This window comes from Mycobacteroides sp. PCS013, assembly GCF_049532645.1.
Taxonomy (GTDB): Bacteria; Actinomycetota; Actinomycetes; order Mycobacteriales; family Mycobacteriaceae; genus Mycobacterium; species Mycobacterium gwanakae.
Map to the genome: position 1 here is coordinate 4106802 of NZ_CP150131.1, position 16721 is coordinate 4123522.

A 16721-nucleotide genomic window follows, 5' to 3' on the forward strand; every position below is an offset into this window, starting at 1 on the left:
ACGGCCCGGCGCTCCGGCGGATCGTTAGTGTTGGACCATGACAACAGCGTTTGTGTTGTCCGGCGGCGCCAGCCTCGGGTCGATACAAGTCGGCATGCTGCAGGCGCTGACGGAGGCGGGTGTCACTCCCGACCTGATCGTCGGCACGTCCGTCGGCGCCCTGAACGGCGGTTGGCTGGCCGCTCGCTCCGATATGGACGGCGTGAACGCACTCGCCGATCTGTGGCGTTCGCTCTCACGCGGTGACGTCTTTCCCACCAACCTGTACACGGGGTTCCTGGGGTTTGTCGGTCGCCGGCGCAGCCTGGTTTCAGATTCGGGCCTGCGCCGGTTATTGCGAGAAAACCTGGAGTTTCACCGGCTCGAAGACGCACCCATTCCCTTGCACGTAGTCGCGACAGACGTGCTCACCGGCAAAGACATTCTGCTGTCGCGCGGAAATCCGATCGACGCGATTGCCGCCAGTGCCGCTATCCCCGCCGTGCTGCCGCCGGTGACTATCGACGGGCGGGACTACATCGACGGTGGCGTCGTGAACAACACCCCTCTCTCGCACGCTGTTTCGCTAGGCGCCGACGAGATCTGGGTGCTGCCCACCGGATACTCATGTGCTCTTCGCGAAGCTCCGAAAGGCGCGCTGGCCATGGCATTGCACGCCACCACGCTGGCCATCAACCAACGCCTGGCCGTGGACGTGGCCCGATTCGAGGGAACCGTGGACCTGCGGGTGGTTCCGCCGCTGTGTCCCGTCCGTATCTCACCGATCGACTTCTCGCATTCCGGTGAGCTCATCGACCGTGCACGCGCGCAGACCCTCCGATGGCTACTCATGCCCAGATTCAAGATCAATCAGGCGGATCTGCTGGAACATCAGCACGACTGAGCACACCGAGCTGTAATACTGGCCCCGTGGTGCTCGACGACACCCCAGAGAAGGGCTCGCCCGCTTCCCGCAGCGGGCGTGAGCGGATCCAGAAACTGGCCCGCGCGGCACTCAACGCAGACGTCACCGTCGAGCAGCTCGACACCGTGCTCACCGACATGTCAGCCGTTCTCATCGACATGAACGACACACTTGGCGTCATCGGTGAGCTCACACCGCGCATGATGCTCGTCGTCGAGCGCATGGAGAACGTCATGACGCGCATCGAGCGGATCGTCGGGCTCGCGGAATCCGTGCTCACGCCGGTTACCGTCACCGAGTCCGCCGTGCGCGGCGTCCTCGCGTCGTTCCAGAACGAGATCAAGCGGCGGCTGAGTCCGCCACGTTCCGGCGATTAACGACGTGCCCCCAGAAGCTCGGCGGTAGCGTCCCATAACCGGGCCTCACGAGCCCGGTCGACGGCGAAGGATTTGACGTCACGCTCCTGGTCTTTGACGACAAACGCACCGTCACGCAGGTGCGCCCAACGGTCATCGAGGACAACCGACGCGAGCATCGGGCCGGATTTTGCCGGGGTGGAGACTCCCGGAATGCGCGATACCGCGCGCATCAGCTTCTGAATTCCCGCAGGCATCTCCCGCGTAATCCCGGTCCCAGGCATGAATCCCGGCTCGAACACCGACACGTGAACGCCATCGGGTACACGGCGCTGCAGCTCGTGCGCGTAGTAGAGGATCGCGAGTTTGGAATCGGAGTAGGCAACTCCTCCCGCTGTCCCCGCTCCGGGCCAGGCCAGCTCGATCGGGTCACGCCACTGCGCGGGCGGCACCCCGAGAATTCGCCGGAAAATGTTCTGGTGGTATGTGTTCGAGCCCAAGAGCACAATCCGCCCCGGCGTCTCGAAGACACCCAACAGATCGCCGATCAGCTGGGCGTGCGCCAGATGGTTCACGGCGAAGGTCAGCTCGTAGCCGTCCGCGGAGGCCGCGCGGGTGTCGACGACGGAAACTCCGGCGTTCGCCACCAACGCGCGCAGCGGGCGCACCGCACCCGCGGCCAACAGCTCGGTGACCTCCGCGGCAGCCGCACGCACATCAGCCAGGCGGGCCAGATCGCAGCCGACCGCGTGCACCGTGGCCCCAGCCGCTCGCGCCGCCTCCGCCACCTCGGTGAGTGCATCACCGGGCCTGCCGACCAACAACAGGTCGGGGCGGTCGGTGGCGTCACGACTGGCCATTGCCAGGGTCGCTGCTCGGCCAAGTCCCCCGGTCGGTCCGGTGATCAGCACTGTTCCCGACGAGATCGGGTGTGATGTCTTTGTCATGGCACCAGTGTTGAGCTCGTCCGGGCGTCCAGGCAGTCGTCGGGTTTTCGTAGGACTGCCAGTGCCAGGACAACGATCTTCTTGGCACGCATAGTTGTGGGGTGGAGTCGTGGGATTTCGGCAGGACCGTCCGGCACTGGCGTGACCGCATCGCCCCCGAGGCAGCGGGGGTTCCCGCCGGCACCCGGCGCCGGGCCAGTGGTCTGCGCCGTGAGGAACTCGCCGGCCTGGCCGGGATCTCGGTCGACTACCTGACACGGCTTGAGCAGGGCCGGGCCACCTCCCCGTCTGCTCAGGTGGTCGAGGCCCTGGCCCGCGCATTGCGCGTGTCTGACGCCGATCGGGATCTGTTGTTTCGCTTATCGGGACACGCGCCGCCCGGGCGCGACGTGGTGTCGACGCGCATCACGGCGAGCGTGCAACGTCTGCTTGACCGGCTGTCCTATACGCCGGTCGCGGTGTTCGATGCCACCTGGACGCTCGTGATCGCCAATGCGGCATACGACGCACTCATGGGCCCGACCACAACATGGCAGGGAATCGAGCGAAACAGCGTTTGGCGCAACATAGTCGGCCCCGGCACCCGGGTAGTGCACACTCCCGAGGAACATGCGGATTTCCAATCTCAGATCGTCGCGGATCTACGTCTCACCGCCACGCGTTACCCGGGCGATCACCGGCTCAAACAGCTGATCGGCGAACTATCTACGCAGAGCACACGTTTCGTCGAACTCTGGGAAGCCGGCGACCTCACGGCGCAACACTCGCCGGGGCGGCGCAAGACAATCCGCCATCCCGATGTCGGGCATATCACGCTGGACTGCGATGTGCTGATCGTCGCCGCAGACGATCTGCGGGTCATGATGTACACCGCCGAACCCGGAACCGAGGACGCCGAACGTCTTGCGCTGGCGATAGTCCTCGGCACGCAGTCGCTCGTCGAATAGCGGCGTCCCTAATCCAGCGTCTGCTCCCCGACCACGGCGAGCAGGCGCAGGCTCTCCAATGCCGACGACCCGGCGGGCGGGGTGAGTACCACCAACTGCTGGCCATCTGCCGTCGCGAGGACCTCACAGTCCAGCGTGATCGCGCCGACTCGGGTCAGAAATGTCTTGCGCTGCATGCGCCGTGCGGCGACCTCGTGCCGCTCCCACAGTCCGGCGAATTCGGGGCTGCGCTGCAGCAGGCTCTCGACAAGTTCACGCATGTCGGCGTCGGCGCGCCTGCGCCCCCAGGCCGCGCGTAAGTCGGCCACCAACGTGCGGCCATGCTCCTCGTGATCCTCCTCCGGCGCCAGCTCACGTATCCGGGGATCGGTAAACCACTGCCAGATCAGGCTGGACTGCAACCCGGCCTCTCCGGTAACGAGGTCACCCGAGAGCAGCTTCGAAAGTTCGTTCTGCGCCAACATGATCCCTGTGTCCGAGCAGACCAACGCGGCGGCATCTCGCAATTGATCGAGCACGAAGAGCAGCGCCGGACGCACATGCAACGCGGCGCAGGCACGGTCCGGAGCCGTATGTCCGGCAAGCCGGTACAGATGATCGGTCTCGTCATCGGTGAGACGCAGGGTTCGCGCGAGAGCACGCAGCATCTGCTCGGACGGTTGGGCGCTGCGGGCCTGTTCCAGCCTGCCGTAGTAGTCGACCGACATCCCCGTAAGCTGCGCTACTTCTTCACGCCGCAGGCCCGCGGTCCGACGGCGTGAGCCGGCCGGCAACCCGACCTCCGCGGGTTGCACCGCCTCGCGGCGACGGCGCAGGAAGTCCGCCAGCGACTCTCGATCCATCGCCCCATTGTTGCCGGGTAACGGCGCGCCAGCCAGGGACTGGCAGTCCCTGGCTCGACGCACCGTGGTTGTTCTGCCTGATCCGGCCAACACTGGCAAGCATGATGACCAAGACAATCGGCGCCCTGACCACTTCCGCGCTTGGCCTCGGCTGCATGGCCATGTCGGGCGCGTACGGGGTATCGGATCGCGACGAGGCCGCTGCGACCGTGCACGCCGCTCTCGACGCCGGAATCACTCTGCTCGACACCGCCGACTTCTACGGCATGGGACACAACGAACTGCTGATCGCCGAGGCGCTGCGCTCAGTGCCCCGGGACCAGTACCAGCTCAGCGTGAAGTTCGGCGCACAACTCGGCCCCGATACCTCCTGGGCGGGGTTCGACGCGCGTCCCTGTGCAGTGAAGGCCGCCGTCGCCTACTCGCTGCAGCGCCTGGGCACCGATCACATCGACATCTACCGCCCCGCACGGCTGGATCCGGCCGTGCCTATCGAGGACACGATCGGTGCAATCGGTGAACTCGTCGATGCCGGATACGTGCGTCGAATCGGATTATCAGAAGTCGGCTCGGAGACCATCCGCCGAGCAGCCGCAGTCCGGCCCATCAACGACCTCCAGATCGAGTACTCCCTGGTATCCCGCGGTGTGGAGGACAACATCTTGAACACCTGCCGTGAGCTGGGAATCGGCGTCACCGCGTACGGTGTGTTGGCCCGCGGACTGATCAGCGGCCATTGGACTAAATCCAGTGGCGGGCAAGGCGATTTCCGAAAAGCGAGCCCCCGGTTCGCCGAGGACAACCTGGACCGCAACCTGGCATTGGTCGAGGCGTTGCGTTCGGTAGCGCAGGAACTTGACGTCACGGTGGCCCAAGCGGCGATCGCCTGGGTGGGGTCACGCGGCGCCGACATCGTGCCGCTGGTGGGCGCGCGTACCCGCACCCGGCTGGCCGAAGCCCTGGGAGCGGCAACTCTCGAGCTGACGGTCGATCAACTGGACCGGATCGAAGTCGCGGTGCCCGCAGCACAGGTAGCCGGCGACCGCTACCCCGCAGCACAGATGGCGGTGCTCGACTCCGAACGGTGAGCCACCACCCGCTGACTAGAGTGACGTCATGGAACTTTACGACGTCATGCGCACCACGTTCGCGGCACGTGAGTTCACCGGAGAACCCCTGCCCGACAAGGTATTAGATCGCATCCTCGATAACGCGCGGTTCGCACCTAGCGGAGGCAACCGGCAGGCCGGTCACGTCATCGTGGTACGGGACCAGCGGACCCGTGAAGGCCTCGTCGCGGCGGCGCAGCCGGGAGCACGCCGCTACTTCGCGCAGATCATGGCGGGCGAATCGCCATGGAATCCGGTAACCCCCACGCAGGTTGATCAGGAGACCATCGATGCGACCACCGTTCCCGCGTCGGTAGCCGAAACGCTGCGCACCGCGTCAGTCGTCCTCGTCGTGTGCGTAGACCTGCGGCTTGTCGCCGCGACGGATCAGGAGCTCAATCGCGTCGGAGTCATCAGCGGAGCATCGGTCTACCCGCTGGCGTGGAACATCCTGCTGGCCGCGCGAGCAGAAGGCTTCGGCGGAACGCTCACCACCATGGCAGTCGCACAGGAGCCGAAAGTACGTGAGCTATTGGGTATTCCCGAAACGTATGCGGTGGCCGCGGTGTTACCCATCGGCAAGCCGATCAAGCAGCTGACCAGGCTGCGACGCAACGCCATCGAGGAATTCGTCACCCTCGAACGGTTCGACGGCGATCCCTATCGCCCCGAGCACGGCTGATCGGGTGGCCCGGAGGAGCATGCGAATGTCACTCACGGCCACACGAATATTCGAGATCACACTGATTTCCCTGGGCAACCTGATGTTTGATCGAATGGACGTGCCAGTCAGCGATCTGAAACGAGCAACCCGTGAACGCACAGGACGAGCCGGACACCACATCGGATGAATCGGATACCGCGCTACCCGAGGAGCCGGGAGAGGACGCTCCCCCGGAGAGTGCTTCGGCCCTGATCACCACCACGGGGCTTGGCGTGGACGGTGAACATGGACCGCTCTTCTCCGATATCGACCTGGAACTCACCTCGGGGTTCCACGCCATTCAGATGCCCGGTGGACCCGGACAGCACACCCTGCTGCTGGCGCTGGCCGGGCGACTCAAGCCCAGCCACGGCACGGTCACCGTGATGGGTGACAGCGATCCGCGGGCGATCCGCCGACACTGCGCCATCGCTGCTTTCGCCGATATCGATGAGCTCGAAGAGACCGTGACGGTGCAGACCGTTCTCGCCGAGCAGGTCCGCTGGCTGGCACCGTGGTTCTCGCGGGTCCCTGCCGACACCGGACGCGACAAACTGGCCGAAGTATTCGGTGAGCTTCCCACCCCTTCGGCGGGCACGTACATCGTCGAACTGTCTGACCTCGACCTGTTCCTGCTGCGGATCACGCTGGCACTGCTCTCAGACCGGCCCATCCTGGTCATCGGCGACCTGGAACAGGTCCGCGACAACTCCCGCCGGGCCACGGCCGTCGAACGACTCGGTGCGCTCGCCGAGAACCGCACCATCGTTGTCGGGGTGACCAACCCCCTGGGTATCGACGCGCCCATCCACGACTTGCACGACCATCGCATCCTCACGGGGAGGGACTAGCCCATGCTCGCTGGACTCGCATTTGGTTCAGAAATAAAGCGTTTCGGCCGCAGCCGAATGACCCGCGCCGCGATCGTGGTCCTCATGCTGCTGCCGCTGGTGTACGGCGCGCTGTATCTGTGGGCCTACTGGGACCCCTTCGGTCACGTCAACAAGATGCCCGTGGCCCTCGTCAACGCCGACAAGGGCGCCACTGTTTCCGGCCAGCAGGTGAACATCGGCGAGGAGATCTCCAAGAGCCTCACCGCTGACGGCAGCATGGACTGGCACGTCCTGAATCTCGATGAGGCGCGTGCCGGAGTTGACCACGGCAAGTACTACTTCATGTTGGAGCTACCGCCCGATTTCAGTGAGGCCATCGCCTCGCCACTGACCGGTCAGCCCAAGCAGGCCAATCTGGTCGCCGTCTACAACGATGCCAACAATTACATCTCCTCGAGCATCGGCCGCACCGCAATCGACCAGGTGCTCAATGCCGTCTCGACCCGCATATCCGGCCAGGCCGTCAATCAGGTTCTGTCCGTCGTGGTCTCCTCCGGCGCGGGTATCCAGCAGGCCGCCGACGGCGCCCAGAAACTCGCAGACGGCGCGGCCAAGGTCGACGACGGTGCCGGGCAGCTCGCCAACGGGCTGCACACGGCCCGACCCGGGTCAGCACAACTGGCCACCGGCGCCAAGCAGCTCTCCGACGGCATCAACCAGGCAACCGATCCCCTGCTGACCGTCAGCAAGGCGGTCGCGAACATCGGCGGCAGCACCGACAAGCTTCAGCAGGGCACCGACGCGCTCCGGCAGGCCAACGATCAGATCGAGGGCATCGCCAAGGCGCAGGACAGCGCCGCCAACGCACTCAGCCCGGTGATCGACCAGCTGGCCGGACGCCAGGACCCGGCGGCGAACACGTTGCGCGGGATACAGGATCAGTTACGCGAGCATCAGTTCACACCCCAGGTTCGCCAGCAGCTGACCGACGCGGAGAACGCGTCGATCGCAATGACCGAGACGCTGCGCGGACCCGGCAGCCCGCTGAAGTCTGCGCTCGATCAGGTCGGCGGCAAGGGCCAGGAACTCACCAACAAGCTCACCCAGCTGCGTAACGGCGCGCAGCAGCTGGCCACCGGGAACGCGCAACTGTCCAGTGGTATCGCCCAAATGGACGACGGTGCGCAACAACTGAAATCGGGTACCGCACAGCTGCGTTCCGGCTCGGCCGAACTGGCGACCAAGCTCGCCGAAGGCGCCAAGCAGGTGCCCAACTGGAGTGCCCAGCAGAAGGACGCCATCGCCGACACCATCGGCGGTCCGGTGCATCTGGAGACCTCGCATGAGAACGCCGCACCCAACTTCGGGACCGGCATGGCGCCGTTCTTCGTCACGCTGGCGTTGTTCTTCGGCGCATTGGTGCTGTGGATGATATTGCGGCCCTTGCAGACTCGTGCGATTGCGGCGGAGGTACTGCCGATTCGGGTGGCCCTCTCCAGCTATCTGCCTGCCGCCACCATCGGAATCTTCCAGGCGATCATCCTGTACTGCGTGGTGCGATTCGCGCTCGGAATGCACGCCGCGCACCCCGTCGCGATGCTCGCGTTTATGGTGCTGGTCTCATTCGCGTTCGTTGCCGCTACCCAGGCCATCAACGCGCTGGTGGGTCCGGCTGTCGGTCGGGTGCTGCTCATGGCCCTACTCATGTTGCAGCTAGTCAGCGCCGGCGGCATGTATCCGGTGGAGACCACCTCGAGACCCTTCCAAGTGCTGCACAAATACGATCCGATGACCTACGGCGTCGACGGACTACGTCAGCTGATTCTGGGCGGCATCGATGGCAGGTTGTGGCAGTCGGTGATCACACTGCTCTGCATCGCACTGGGCGGGCTCCTGATCACCAGCCTGTCGGCCCGGCGTAATCAACTCTGGAATCTGACGCGGCTGCTGCCGTCGATCAAGATGTAGCACGCTCCGCCGTGGCGGCTTTTCGCCGCGAGCGTGTCATGGCCACTCGGCGCTCCCGCGTTGTCATCGCACCCCAAACACCGTGTGGTTCATCGGTTCTCATGGCATACGCCGCACATGGCCTACGCACCGGGCACTCGTTGCAGATCTGTTTCGCCTGCACCTCGTATTGCTTTCGCAAGGCTCCGCGCTGAGTTTCGGCGTAGTAGAAGATATCCGTCGACATTCCGCGACAGACCGCTTTGACCTGCCACTCCAATTCATCCAAACCCGGTTCCAGGCCGCGAAACTTTGGTCGTGTCACGGCCGTGCCCCAAACCGCCCGAAAGCATTCCGGCGCGTCGATGCCATCCGCATCCACCGAGTCTGGAGCCCCTGACCGCCGGAATGCGATAGCCAGTTTGGACAATGTGCGCCACGGAATTGTCCCGACTGGCTCTAGGATTCGCCGGCGCCAATCGCTACTGTGCGCGTCCGCTGCGCCAATCCATCTCCGCGGGCAGGTGCGGCGACAGTCCAGGCGGCGATTGTGCTCGCCGCCGCGGTGCCCAAACAAATCGCGGCGTACCAAAGACTGCCGATCGGATCGCCGGCGCCGGTCACGCCATGGTCCGCCCCGAAGTAGCCGGGCAGCGCCGTCACCCACAGCACCGTCATCACCACCAGGTAGAACCCCGCATAGATCAGGATGGCCGGATGCGTGGTGTAACCGTCCGCGCCGTCGCGCCGAACACCGCGCCACTGCCTGATCAGCACAGGCACCGCCACTGCCACGACGGCGATCAGCTCCAGGACATAGACGACACCCACCACGGTGGTGCTGCCCGATGCCGCACCGGCGATGGTTGCCGGTAGCGGTAAGACCGCGGTACCGATCGATGCCAGCACGCCGATAACCACCGTGCGCCAGATGATCTGACCGCCCGTGAAGGATCGTCCGGCGTCCACATGCCGACCCACGAACAACTGGGCACAGAACGCCAGCGACATCGGCCACAGTGCGGCAAAGACGACCACGCTGCCCATCGGGACCGAGTCGAAGAATGGCTTGTTCAGCGGATTGTCCAGAGTCCATTCCCACCAGCGCAATTGCGGGCCGAGGTGGTCGAAGATCTCATAGAACGCGTGGTGCACCATACCGACGCAGGCTGCTCCGATCAGGACGCCGTAGCGGCGGAAGACGCCCAGTGTCCTGACGATCTCGAAGGCCACGGTGGCCATCATCGGGTAGATGGCGATGATGTACAGGGGCAACCGGCCCCACAAGAAGTCGACAGTAAAAACGTTGTGCGCGAACATCGTGTCCACGTGCTCGCTGATACCGAACGGCCCCGGGAAGTACAGCGGCGGTTCGATGATCAGCAGGTATGCGATCGCTCCGAACCACACGACGATGTTTGTTGGATCGTTGTGGCGGCGGAGCCGAATGATCGCGTAGACCAGCGTCAACACCGCCCCAGCGATTACGGTCAGCTCCAGGACCGGCAGCGTCCAGTTCTCCAGTGAGAACGGACTGCGGAAGGCGACGATCCCTCCCGCGGTGTCGCACGAGAATCCCAGGCGCGCTGCCAGATCGGCGAATGTGGGGGCACACAGATCAGACACGTTCAGACTCCCACCTGTGCCGCCGGATCAGCCGTGTACCACTGTGTGACTTCATAACCGGCCTCATATCGCGCGAACCACTCGTCGGCCAGGGCCGGCAACTTCTCGTGCGCCGGATTGTGCCCCGGGATCTGACTGCGCACCGCGCCCGACATCGCAACCATCACCTCACGCACCGGCAAGCTACTGAACGCGTTCTCGATGGGTCCGTCATACGGTGCGTTTACAAACGGAAGCCGTTGCAGCAGAGACTTCTTCCGCGCCTGCATGCCGAACATCGACAGCGCGTCCACCTTACGATCCTCGAGAGGGACATGCTTGTTGAAGCCCTCGCAAGCGATGCGCAACACCGACCAGACATGCCTGAAGATCGACGGCGCCACGCGCATGCGGTACCAGGGATCGTCGGCCACCGCGTCATAGATGATCAGCGCCGAGCTGCGATGTTCCACCTCTTCGACGAAGTGCCACAGGAACAGCGAGGCGACGCGATCATCGCCCGGCGCGAACAGGGTGTCGTCGTGATCCAGCATCAGTTTGAAGACCGGGGTGAACGTCGCCTCCAGGTCGGCGGTGTACGCCAACCGATACTTCAGCGGCTTGTTCGCGGTCAGTTCGTCGAAGGCGGCGACTACCTCATCCAGGGTCTCCTTGAGGCCCGGGTAGCTCTTGATCAGACCCTTGGCGTGCTGGCGATGACCCATGGAGTGCTGTCCCTCTTGCCGAACGAAGGCCTCGGCCTCCTCGGCGATCGCCGGATCGGCAATCAGCGGCATGGCCTCGGGAATCATCTGCCCGATCATCTTCTCGAATGCGATCGCCAGGAAGGAGACCGCGTTGGCCATGCTCGAAAAGGCCGGGTTGGACTCGTTCCACAGGAACGGAACGTGATGGTCGGCAAACGCAAACCGCAACTTGCGCACGATGAGTTCCGTCATGACAGGCACCTCGCTTAGAACATACAATCAGACACTTATTTGTTGTTCTGTATGATTACTGGATCGAGCGGGTGGTGTCAACGGTCGATATGCTGCGTAGATGCCGGCGGCCAGGGGACTTCACGATGGCGCGTAGACGGGGATGGGACGGTCAACCACCGAACAGTGACGTCGAGGCATCCGATCGGATAGTCGCCGCAGCCGTGAAGCTGATCGGCGAGACAGGTTCAGCGGTAAGCCTGGCCGACGTCGCGGCAGAGCTCGGCGTCATCCGGCAGACGGTCTACCGGTACTTCCCGACGGCTGACGCACTCATGCACGCGGCCTCCATCGCGTCGGTGGACAGCTTCCTGGACCGGCTGACGGGAGTCGTGCGCGGCATCACCGATCCCGCCGAAGCACTCACCGAGGGTGTGCTCTACACCTTGGAAGAGGTCACTCGCACACCACATTTGGCCATCATGATGTCCGAACCGTACGCACACTCACACACCAGCGATATGACCTCGGACGAGGCGCAGGCGTTCGGTCTGCGCATGCTCAGCCGATTCGACGTCGAATGGGATCAGTACGGATACGACGACGATGCCAAACGCGGACTCGTCGAGTTCGCCCTACGAATCATGTTGTCGTTCTTCGTCTCCCCCAATGAAGCCACGCGTTCCCGTGACGAACTGCGCAGCTTTCTCAGGCGCTGGCTCGGTGGAGCCATCTTGGCCCAGCGCCCCAATTAATCACCAATTCCGTTTGAATTAATCGCTTCTATCGCCTTTCATAATTAGTTGGGTGGTCCTACCTTGACGTTATGAAGCCGATCAATCGACGCACCGTCCTCGGCGGTGCCGGAGTGGCGGGGGTCGCAGCCGTCGCCGGCGCGGGGGCCGACCGGGCTCTGTCTTCTCCCCGCTCCCGTGACGACGTGAAGGATCAGACCGTGACCGATGACGCCGCCCGCTTCGGCGATCCCCGCCTCCCCGCCGAGCTGAACACCGCACAACCGCACCTGTTTCACCTTGGCGCACTGGCGCCGCAGACCTTCGACGGGGGCGATCTGCGGCAGGCTCACGAGGGCAATTTCCCTATCCTCACCGGGCAGCAGGCCAGCATCGTCATGGTGACCTTGCAGCCCGGCGGAATACGGGAACCCCACTGGCATCCCAGTGCCTGGGAGATCAACGTCATCACCAGCGGTGTGGCGAAGTGGACGTTGCTGGACCCGGAGGGACACAGTGAAACCTTCGATGCGCACGTCGGCGATGTCGTCTTCGCACCTCAGGGATCGCTGCACTATTTCGAGAACAAGGGCACCGAGGACCTCAAGCTGTTGATCGTGTTCAACGCCAGCACTGCGGAAGGCAAGGATGACATTGGCATTGGCGCGTCGATCAGCAAGCTGCCGCCCGATGTCCTCGCCGCGATATTCGGTGTACCGACGGAAACCTTCGCATCATTCAAAAAGATCGATGAGTCCGTCACCATCCTGCGCAGGCCTAACCGGTGATGTAGAGCCCCATTGCTCGTTCACTACCACTAGCCTTACTTCGCGGACAGCGGTCGGTGCGCGTTATGGAGGAGAAGGTGGCCACACCCCGACGCCGGCGTGTGTCCCTGAAGTTCCGGCGCGCCTTGGTTCTCACTCACCGCTGGATCGGCCTCATCGGTGGACTCCTCGTGGTGATCATCAGCACCAGCGGCGCCATACTCGTGTACCAGCCGGAGCTGGTCCGGGCACTGCACCCCGAGATCTTCCGCACCACATCCGCAGCCGAACCGGTCGGATTCGCGCGGGCGATCACCGAGGTCCAATCGCACTACCCCGAAATCCAGCTTGCGAGTGCTTCTTTCAAGGACGGTGTGTATCTACTCAACGCCTCCGGCACACATGACACATTCTTCGTCGACGCGGGCACCGGCCTCCTCAACGGCCGAATCGATCTCGGCGCGGGTGTACTGGGATTCCTGGTCAACATGCACGACTGCGGGTTCACCTGCGAGGGCTACAGCGGCTATCTGCCCATCCTGACTCAGCCTTCCCCGCTGGCGCAGCTCAACGCCTTCGCCGGAATGTCCTGGGGGTCCGCTCTACTCGCCCTGGCGGCCCTTATCCTGCTGCTCCTGGTGGTTCCCGCGCCGTACATCTGGTGGAAGGCGATTCGTAAGTTACGCAACGCCTTACGTGTGCGATGGGCCTCCGGACGATTCGCCCGTGATTTCGACCTGCACGCCATGATCGGCATCGTCGCCACGGCGCCGTTGATCGTATGGGGGCTGACCGGAATGCAATTCGAGGCCCCCGGGCTGACCACCCTCTGGTACTCCCTCACCGGAGGGCACGCCTCCGAGCGCACGTTCACGGGAAGCCCAGGCGGCCAGAACATCACCGTGGAACGCGCCATGGACGCCGCCGCGCGCCAGTTCCCGGGGTCCGAGGTGACCTGGATAGGGCTCCCGGATGACGACAATGCGTTCTACACCGTGGACCTCCTGGATCCCGGCGAACCGGATTTGCGGGCGCACAGCCTGAACTACCACGGCAACCGCTCCGTCGGGGTAGACGTCCACGACGCCGGCCACGTGCAGATCCTCCGCGACAAACCTGCCACCGCATCGAACGCCATCGCCGACGAATGGGCCGGGCCCGCCGCGCATTTCGGCCTTGCCGTAAACGGCTACTGGCGCTCGATCTGGTTCGTTCTCGGCATGGCTCCACTACTGCTCGGACTCACCGGCCTGAGCACCTGGCATTGGCGGCGCCGGGCCCGCTTGCGTGCGCGACTCAGGAACGCACCGGCTCCCGGCGCGGACGCGAAAGCACCCGCGTTGGCCACCAGAACCACGTCCCCAGTAGCCGAACGAGGGCCGGGACGATGAAGGAGCGCACGATCAGCGTGTCGAGCAGCAGCCCGATGCACACGGTGGTGCCCACCTGGCCGATGGTTCGCAAATCACTGGAAAGCATCGCCAGCATCGTGAAGGCGAACACCAAACCCGCGGAGGTGACAACCCCTCCCGTACTTCCCAGCGCACGGATGAGTCCGGTGTTCAATCCGGCATGGGTCTCTTCTTTGAGCCGGGCGATCAGCAGCAGGTTGTAGTCCGATCCCACTGCCACCAAGATGATGAACGTCAGCGGCAGGATCAACCAGTGCAAGGGCAGACCGACGAGATGCTGCCAAATGAGCACCGAAAGCCCGAACGCACCCGCGAACGAGAAGGCCACCGTGCCGATGATGACGAACGGCGCCACCAGACTTCGGGTGATGACCATCATGATCAAGAAGATCAGTGTGAAGGCCGCGATCGCCGCGATGAGCAGATCCGATGCGGCGTACTCCTTGATGTCCTTGTTGTTCGACCCCGCTCCGCCGATGTAGACCTTTGACCCCGCCAACGAGGTTTCCTTCAGCGCCGTCGTAATGGCATCGGGGAACTCGTTGACGTGTTCAATTCCTTCCGGCCCCATGGCATTGCCCATGTGCGTGACGATGAACCGGGCCGCTTTGCCATCCGGTGACATCATCAGCGCCATACCGGTTTTGATGTCCTCATTGTCGAAAGCTTCATGCGGTATGTAGAAGAAGTCGTCGCTACGGGACGCGTCGAAGTCGTTACCGACATTGATCATGTCGTCGAATGTCTGGTCCGTGGCGGTGGACTGCAGATTCGTCTGGCCGTAGGTGTTGACGATGAGGGCTTGTAGCGCTTCCTGGTCGTTGGCCGTGAGCTTCAACAGCGAAACCATCTGCGGCAACAACTGGTCGACGACCTCAAGGGAGCCCACCGCATCCTTGATGTCGGCGGCCAACTTGTCGATGCTGTCCAGCATGTCGAACAGCGATCGGAACGACAGGCATACCGGGATGTCGAAACAGTGCGGTTCCCAATAGAAGTAGTTGCGCAGCGGCCGCATGAAGTCGTCGAGGTTCGAGACCTTCTCGTTCATATCCTTGGTGACTTGCTGCATATCCTCCATCGTCACGACGGTGTTGTGCATTTCATCCGCGAGCTTTTGCGTCAGGTCGATGGTCTGTCGCAAGACCGCCACCGAGTGCGCCATGATCTGGGCCTGCTTGTCGGTGTTGGCGTTCTGCGCCTTCGTGAAGGGCAGTTGCTGACCGTTCCCGCTCCCCTGAGTGGTGAACAGGTAAGGCAAAGAAGCATGTTCGAGCGCTCGTCCCATCGGCCTGGTGATGCTCTGCACCATGGCAACGCCGGGAAGCCGCACCAGGCTCTTGGAGACCCGGTCCAACGAGATGAAATCGGCCGAGTTACGCATGTCGTGATCCGATTCGACCATGAGCATCTCGGTGAACAACTTGCTCGGCGGGAAATGCCGGTCTGCCGCCGCAAAACCTTCCTTCGCGGGGGCGTCGGACGGCTGATAGGCCCGATCGTCATAGCTCACCTGATAGGTGGGCACGAAGACCGCGCCCACGAGAACCGCTGCCGCACTTGCCACAAGGATCGGCTTGGGCCAACGCACCACACTGGCCCCGATACGCCGATACAGATGCGCCTTGGCTTTCTGCTTGGGATCGAAGAGCCCGAACAGGCTGCCCAGATGCAGCATGGCCGGCCCGAGGGTGAGCGCTGCTGCGATGGTCAAGAGCATGCCGATGGCGACCGCCGGGCCCATCGTGTGGAAGTAGTTGAGACGAGCGAAGCTCAGGCATAGACCAGCGCCCGCGATCGTCAGACCCGAGCCGATGATGACATGAGAAACGCCGCGGTACGCCGCATAGAACGCGTCCTCCCGGCTCAATCCCGCGTTGCGCGCTTCGTGATAGCGCCCCAGCAAGAAGATGCCGTAGTCGGTGCCCGCGCCCAGCGTCAGCGAAATGACGATATTGACGGCGAATGAGGACAGCTCGATATATCCGAAATGTCCGAGGGTCGCGACAACTCCTCTGGCGACCAGCATCTCGACCAGAACTCCGAACAACGGCACCAGCATCGTGGTGACCGACCGGTACACCATGAGCAGCATGAAGATGATGAGGAAGATCGTGACGATCGTGATGTTGTTCAGGCTCGAGTTCGCGACGCTCAACGTGTCCGAGGCCAGCGGTGCCGCACCACTGACGTAGACCTTGAGTCCCGGTGGCGGAGTGTCCTTATCGATCAGGTCCTTGACCGCGTCAACGGACTTGTTCGCCTGCATCTGGCCGATATCGCCGGCCAGACGTAGCAATACGAACGCGGACTTGCCATCGAGACTCTGAGCCCCGGCCGCCGTGATCGGCTTTCCCCAGGTGTCCATCACGTACTGCACATGCTCGGTGTCGTTCTTGAGCCGGCGCACCAACTCGTCGTAATAGTCGTGATCAGCGGCGCCGAGTGGCCGGTCGGCCTCCAGCACAAGCATGGTCAAGCTCGTGGACGTCGACTCGTGAAACTTCTCCCCGATTTGCAGCATCGCCCGCTGCGACGGCGCGTAGTGCGGGATCATCGGACCGGCGAGCTCGGCGGCAACGTCTTCCACGTGCGGCACGAACGTATTCGTCGTCACCGCGACAATGGCCCAGAAGACGATGATCGGCACCGCCAGGATGCGAACCATCCTGGGAAC

The 16721-nt window shown here is 63.5% G+C and carries 16 protein-coding genes; 10 read left to right on the top strand and 6 right to left on the bottom strand.

All coding sequences use genetic code 11. The features are described from left to right. Window positions 1–37: 37 nt before the first annotated feature. Together RHO23_RS20455 and RHO23_RS20460 are read left to right on the top strand one after the other, a co-directional pair. Entirely contained in the window at window positions 38–883 is an 846-nt protein-coding gene (locus RHO23_RS20455) for a patatin-like phospholipase family protein (RefSeq protein ID WP_070915978.1), read from the top strand. 26 nt (window positions 884–909) lie between these two features. Continuing rightward, window positions 910–1281: an ATPase gene (locus RHO23_RS20460; RefSeq protein WP_232783271.1), complete on the top strand. Its 372-nt coding sequence runs from the start codon at window positions 910–912 to the stop codon at window positions 1279–1281. Here RHO23_RS20460 and RHO23_RS20465 read toward each other — a convergent pair. After that, window positions 1278–2207 (bottom strand): SDR family NAD(P)-dependent oxidoreductase, encoded by a 930-nt coding sequence (locus tag RHO23_RS20465; RefSeq protein ID WP_423488254.1) that lies wholly within the window; start codon window positions 2205–2207, stop codon window positions 1278–1280. The two genes, RHO23_RS20460 and RHO23_RS20465, sit on opposite strands and share 4 nt — an antisense overlap. A gap of 101 nt (window positions 2208–2308) precedes the next feature. Between RHO23_RS20465 and RHO23_RS20470 the strand changes: the two genes are divergently transcribed. Further along, window positions 2309–3154, top strand: coding sequence for a helix-turn-helix transcriptional regulator (locus RHO23_RS20470; RefSeq protein WP_423488255.1), 846 nt, complete (start codon window positions 2309–2311; stop codon window positions 3152–3154). A gap of 8 nt (window positions 3155–3162) precedes the next feature. On the opposite strand, the gene RHO23_RS20475 is transcribed toward RHO23_RS20470, so the two are convergent. Then, on the bottom strand, window positions 3163–3996 hold the full coding sequence (locus tag RHO23_RS20475) for a helix-turn-helix transcriptional regulator (RefSeq protein WP_057964603.1): 834 nt from the start codon (window positions 3994–3996) through the stop codon (window positions 3163–3165). Between the two features lie 101 nt (window positions 3997–4097). On the opposite strand from RHO23_RS20475, the gene RHO23_RS20480 reads away from it, so the two are divergent. From RHO23_RS20480 to RHO23_RS20495, 4 genes are all read left to right on the top strand, one after another. Next, window positions 4098–5084 (top strand): aldo/keto reductase, encoded by a 987-nt coding sequence (locus RHO23_RS20480; RefSeq protein WP_423488256.1) that lies wholly within the window; start codon window positions 4098–4100, stop codon window positions 5082–5084. A gap of 28 nt (window positions 5085–5112) precedes the next feature. Beyond that, a complete protein-coding gene (locus tag RHO23_RS20485; RefSeq protein WP_264922952.1) occupies window positions 5113–5787 on the top strand; it encodes a nitroreductase family protein in 675 nt (224 codons plus the stop codon). Window positions 5788–5918: 131 nt separating this feature from the next. Further along, window positions 5919–6659 (top strand): hypothetical protein, encoded by a 741-nt coding sequence (locus tag RHO23_RS20490; protein WP_070921299.1) that lies wholly within the window; start codon window positions 5919–5921, stop codon window positions 6657–6659. A gap of 3 nt (window positions 6660–6662) precedes the next feature. Further along, window positions 6663–8609 carry a YhgE/Pip domain-containing protein gene (locus tag RHO23_RS20495; RefSeq protein ID WP_057967622.1) on the top strand — a complete coding sequence of 649 codons (1947 nt, stop codon included), beginning with the start codon at window positions 6663–6665 and terminating at the stop codon, window positions 8607–8609. Here the strand turns inward: RHO23_RS20495 and RHO23_RS20500 are convergent. Genes RHO23_RS20500 through RHO23_RS20510 form a run of 3 tightly spaced genes read right to left on the bottom strand, consistent with a single transcriptional unit; the run spans window position 8599 to window position 11152 of the window. Beyond that, entirely contained in the window at window positions 8599–9009 is a 411-nt protein-coding gene (locus tag RHO23_RS20500) for a WhiB family transcriptional regulator (protein ID WP_081347467.1), read from the bottom strand. The genes RHO23_RS20495 and RHO23_RS20500 overlap by 11 nt on opposite strands. A 38-nt stretch (window positions 9010–9047) precedes the next feature. Beyond that, window positions 9048–10214 carry a hypothetical protein gene (locus RHO23_RS20505; RefSeq protein ID WP_423488257.1) on the bottom strand — a complete coding sequence of 389 codons (1167 nt, stop codon included), beginning with the start codon at window positions 10212–10214 and terminating at the stop codon, window positions 9048–9050. 2 nt (window positions 10215–10216) lie between these two features. Further along, window positions 10217–11152 (bottom strand): metal-dependent hydrolase, encoded by a 936-nt coding sequence (locus RHO23_RS20510; protein WP_057964599.1) that lies wholly within the window; start codon window positions 11150–11152, stop codon window positions 10217–10219. Window positions 11153–11277: 125 nt separating this feature from the next. Between RHO23_RS20510 and RHO23_RS20515 the strand changes: the two genes are divergently transcribed. From RHO23_RS20515 to RHO23_RS20525, 3 genes are all read left to right on the top strand, one after another. Next, window positions 11278–11886 carry a TetR/AcrR family transcriptional regulator gene (locus RHO23_RS20515; protein ID WP_064410027.1) on the top strand — a complete coding sequence of 203 codons (609 nt, stop codon included), beginning with the start codon at window positions 11278–11280 and terminating at the stop codon, window positions 11884–11886. A gap of 71 nt (window positions 11887–11957) precedes the next feature. Then, a complete protein-coding gene (locus RHO23_RS20520; protein WP_030097598.1) occupies window positions 11958–12653 on the top strand; it encodes a cupin domain-containing protein in 696 nt (231 codons plus the stop codon). Window positions 12654–12754: 101 nt separating this feature from the next. After that, window positions 12755–14023 (top strand): PepSY-associated TM helix domain-containing protein, encoded by a 1269-nt coding sequence (locus RHO23_RS20525; protein WP_064410504.1) that lies wholly within the window; start codon window positions 12755–12757, stop codon window positions 14021–14023. On the opposite strand, the gene RHO23_RS20530 is transcribed toward RHO23_RS20525, so the two are convergent. Next, on the bottom strand, window positions 13929–16712 hold the full coding sequence (locus RHO23_RS20530) for an RND family transporter (protein WP_046255324.1): 2784 nt from the start codon (window positions 16710–16712) through the stop codon (window positions 13929–13931). The genes RHO23_RS20525 and RHO23_RS20530 overlap by 95 nt on opposite strands. Between the last annotated feature and the right edge of the window lie 9 nt (window positions 16713–16721).

Excerpts from the sequence above, each read along its gene's own strand:
- RHO23_RS20455 (WP_070915978.1), top strand. The coding sequence starts at position 38 with ATGACAACAGCGTTTGTGTTGTCCGGCGGCGCCAGCCTCGGGTCGATA.
- RHO23_RS20465 (WP_423488254.1), bottom strand. The coding sequence starts at position 2,207 with ATGACAAAGACATCACACCCGATCTCGTCGGGAACAGTGCTGATCACC.
- RHO23_RS20475 (WP_057964603.1), bottom strand. The coding sequence starts at position 3,996 with ATGGATCGAGAGTCGCTGGCGGACTTCCTGCGCCGTCGCCGCGAGGCG.
- RHO23_RS20480 (WP_423488256.1), top strand. The coding sequence starts at position 4,098 with ATGATGACCAAGACAATCGGCGCCCTGACCACTTCCGCGCTTGGCCTC.
- RHO23_RS20485 (WP_264922952.1), top strand. The coding sequence starts at position 5,113 with ATGGAACTTTACGACGTCATGCGCACCACGTTCGCGGCACGTGAGTTC.
- RHO23_RS20495 (WP_057967622.1), top strand. The coding sequence starts at position 6,663 with ATGCTCGCTGGACTCGCATTTGGTTCAGAAATAAAGCGTTTCGGCCGC.
- RHO23_RS20510 (WP_057964599.1), bottom strand. The coding sequence starts at position 11,152 with ATGACGGAACTCATCGTGCGCAAGTTGCGGTTTGCGTTTGCCGACCAT.
- RHO23_RS20515 (WP_064410027.1), top strand. The coding sequence starts at position 11,278 with ATGGCGCGTAGACGGGGATGGGACGGTCAACCACCGAACAGTGACGTC.
- RHO23_RS20520 (WP_030097598.1), top strand. The coding sequence starts at position 11,958 with ATGAAGCCGATCAATCGACGCACCGTCCTCGGCGGTGCCGGAGTGGCG.
- RHO23_RS20530 (WP_046255324.1), bottom strand. The coding sequence starts at position 16,712 with ATGGTTCGCATCCTGGCGGTGCCGATCATCGTCTTCTGGGCCATTGTC.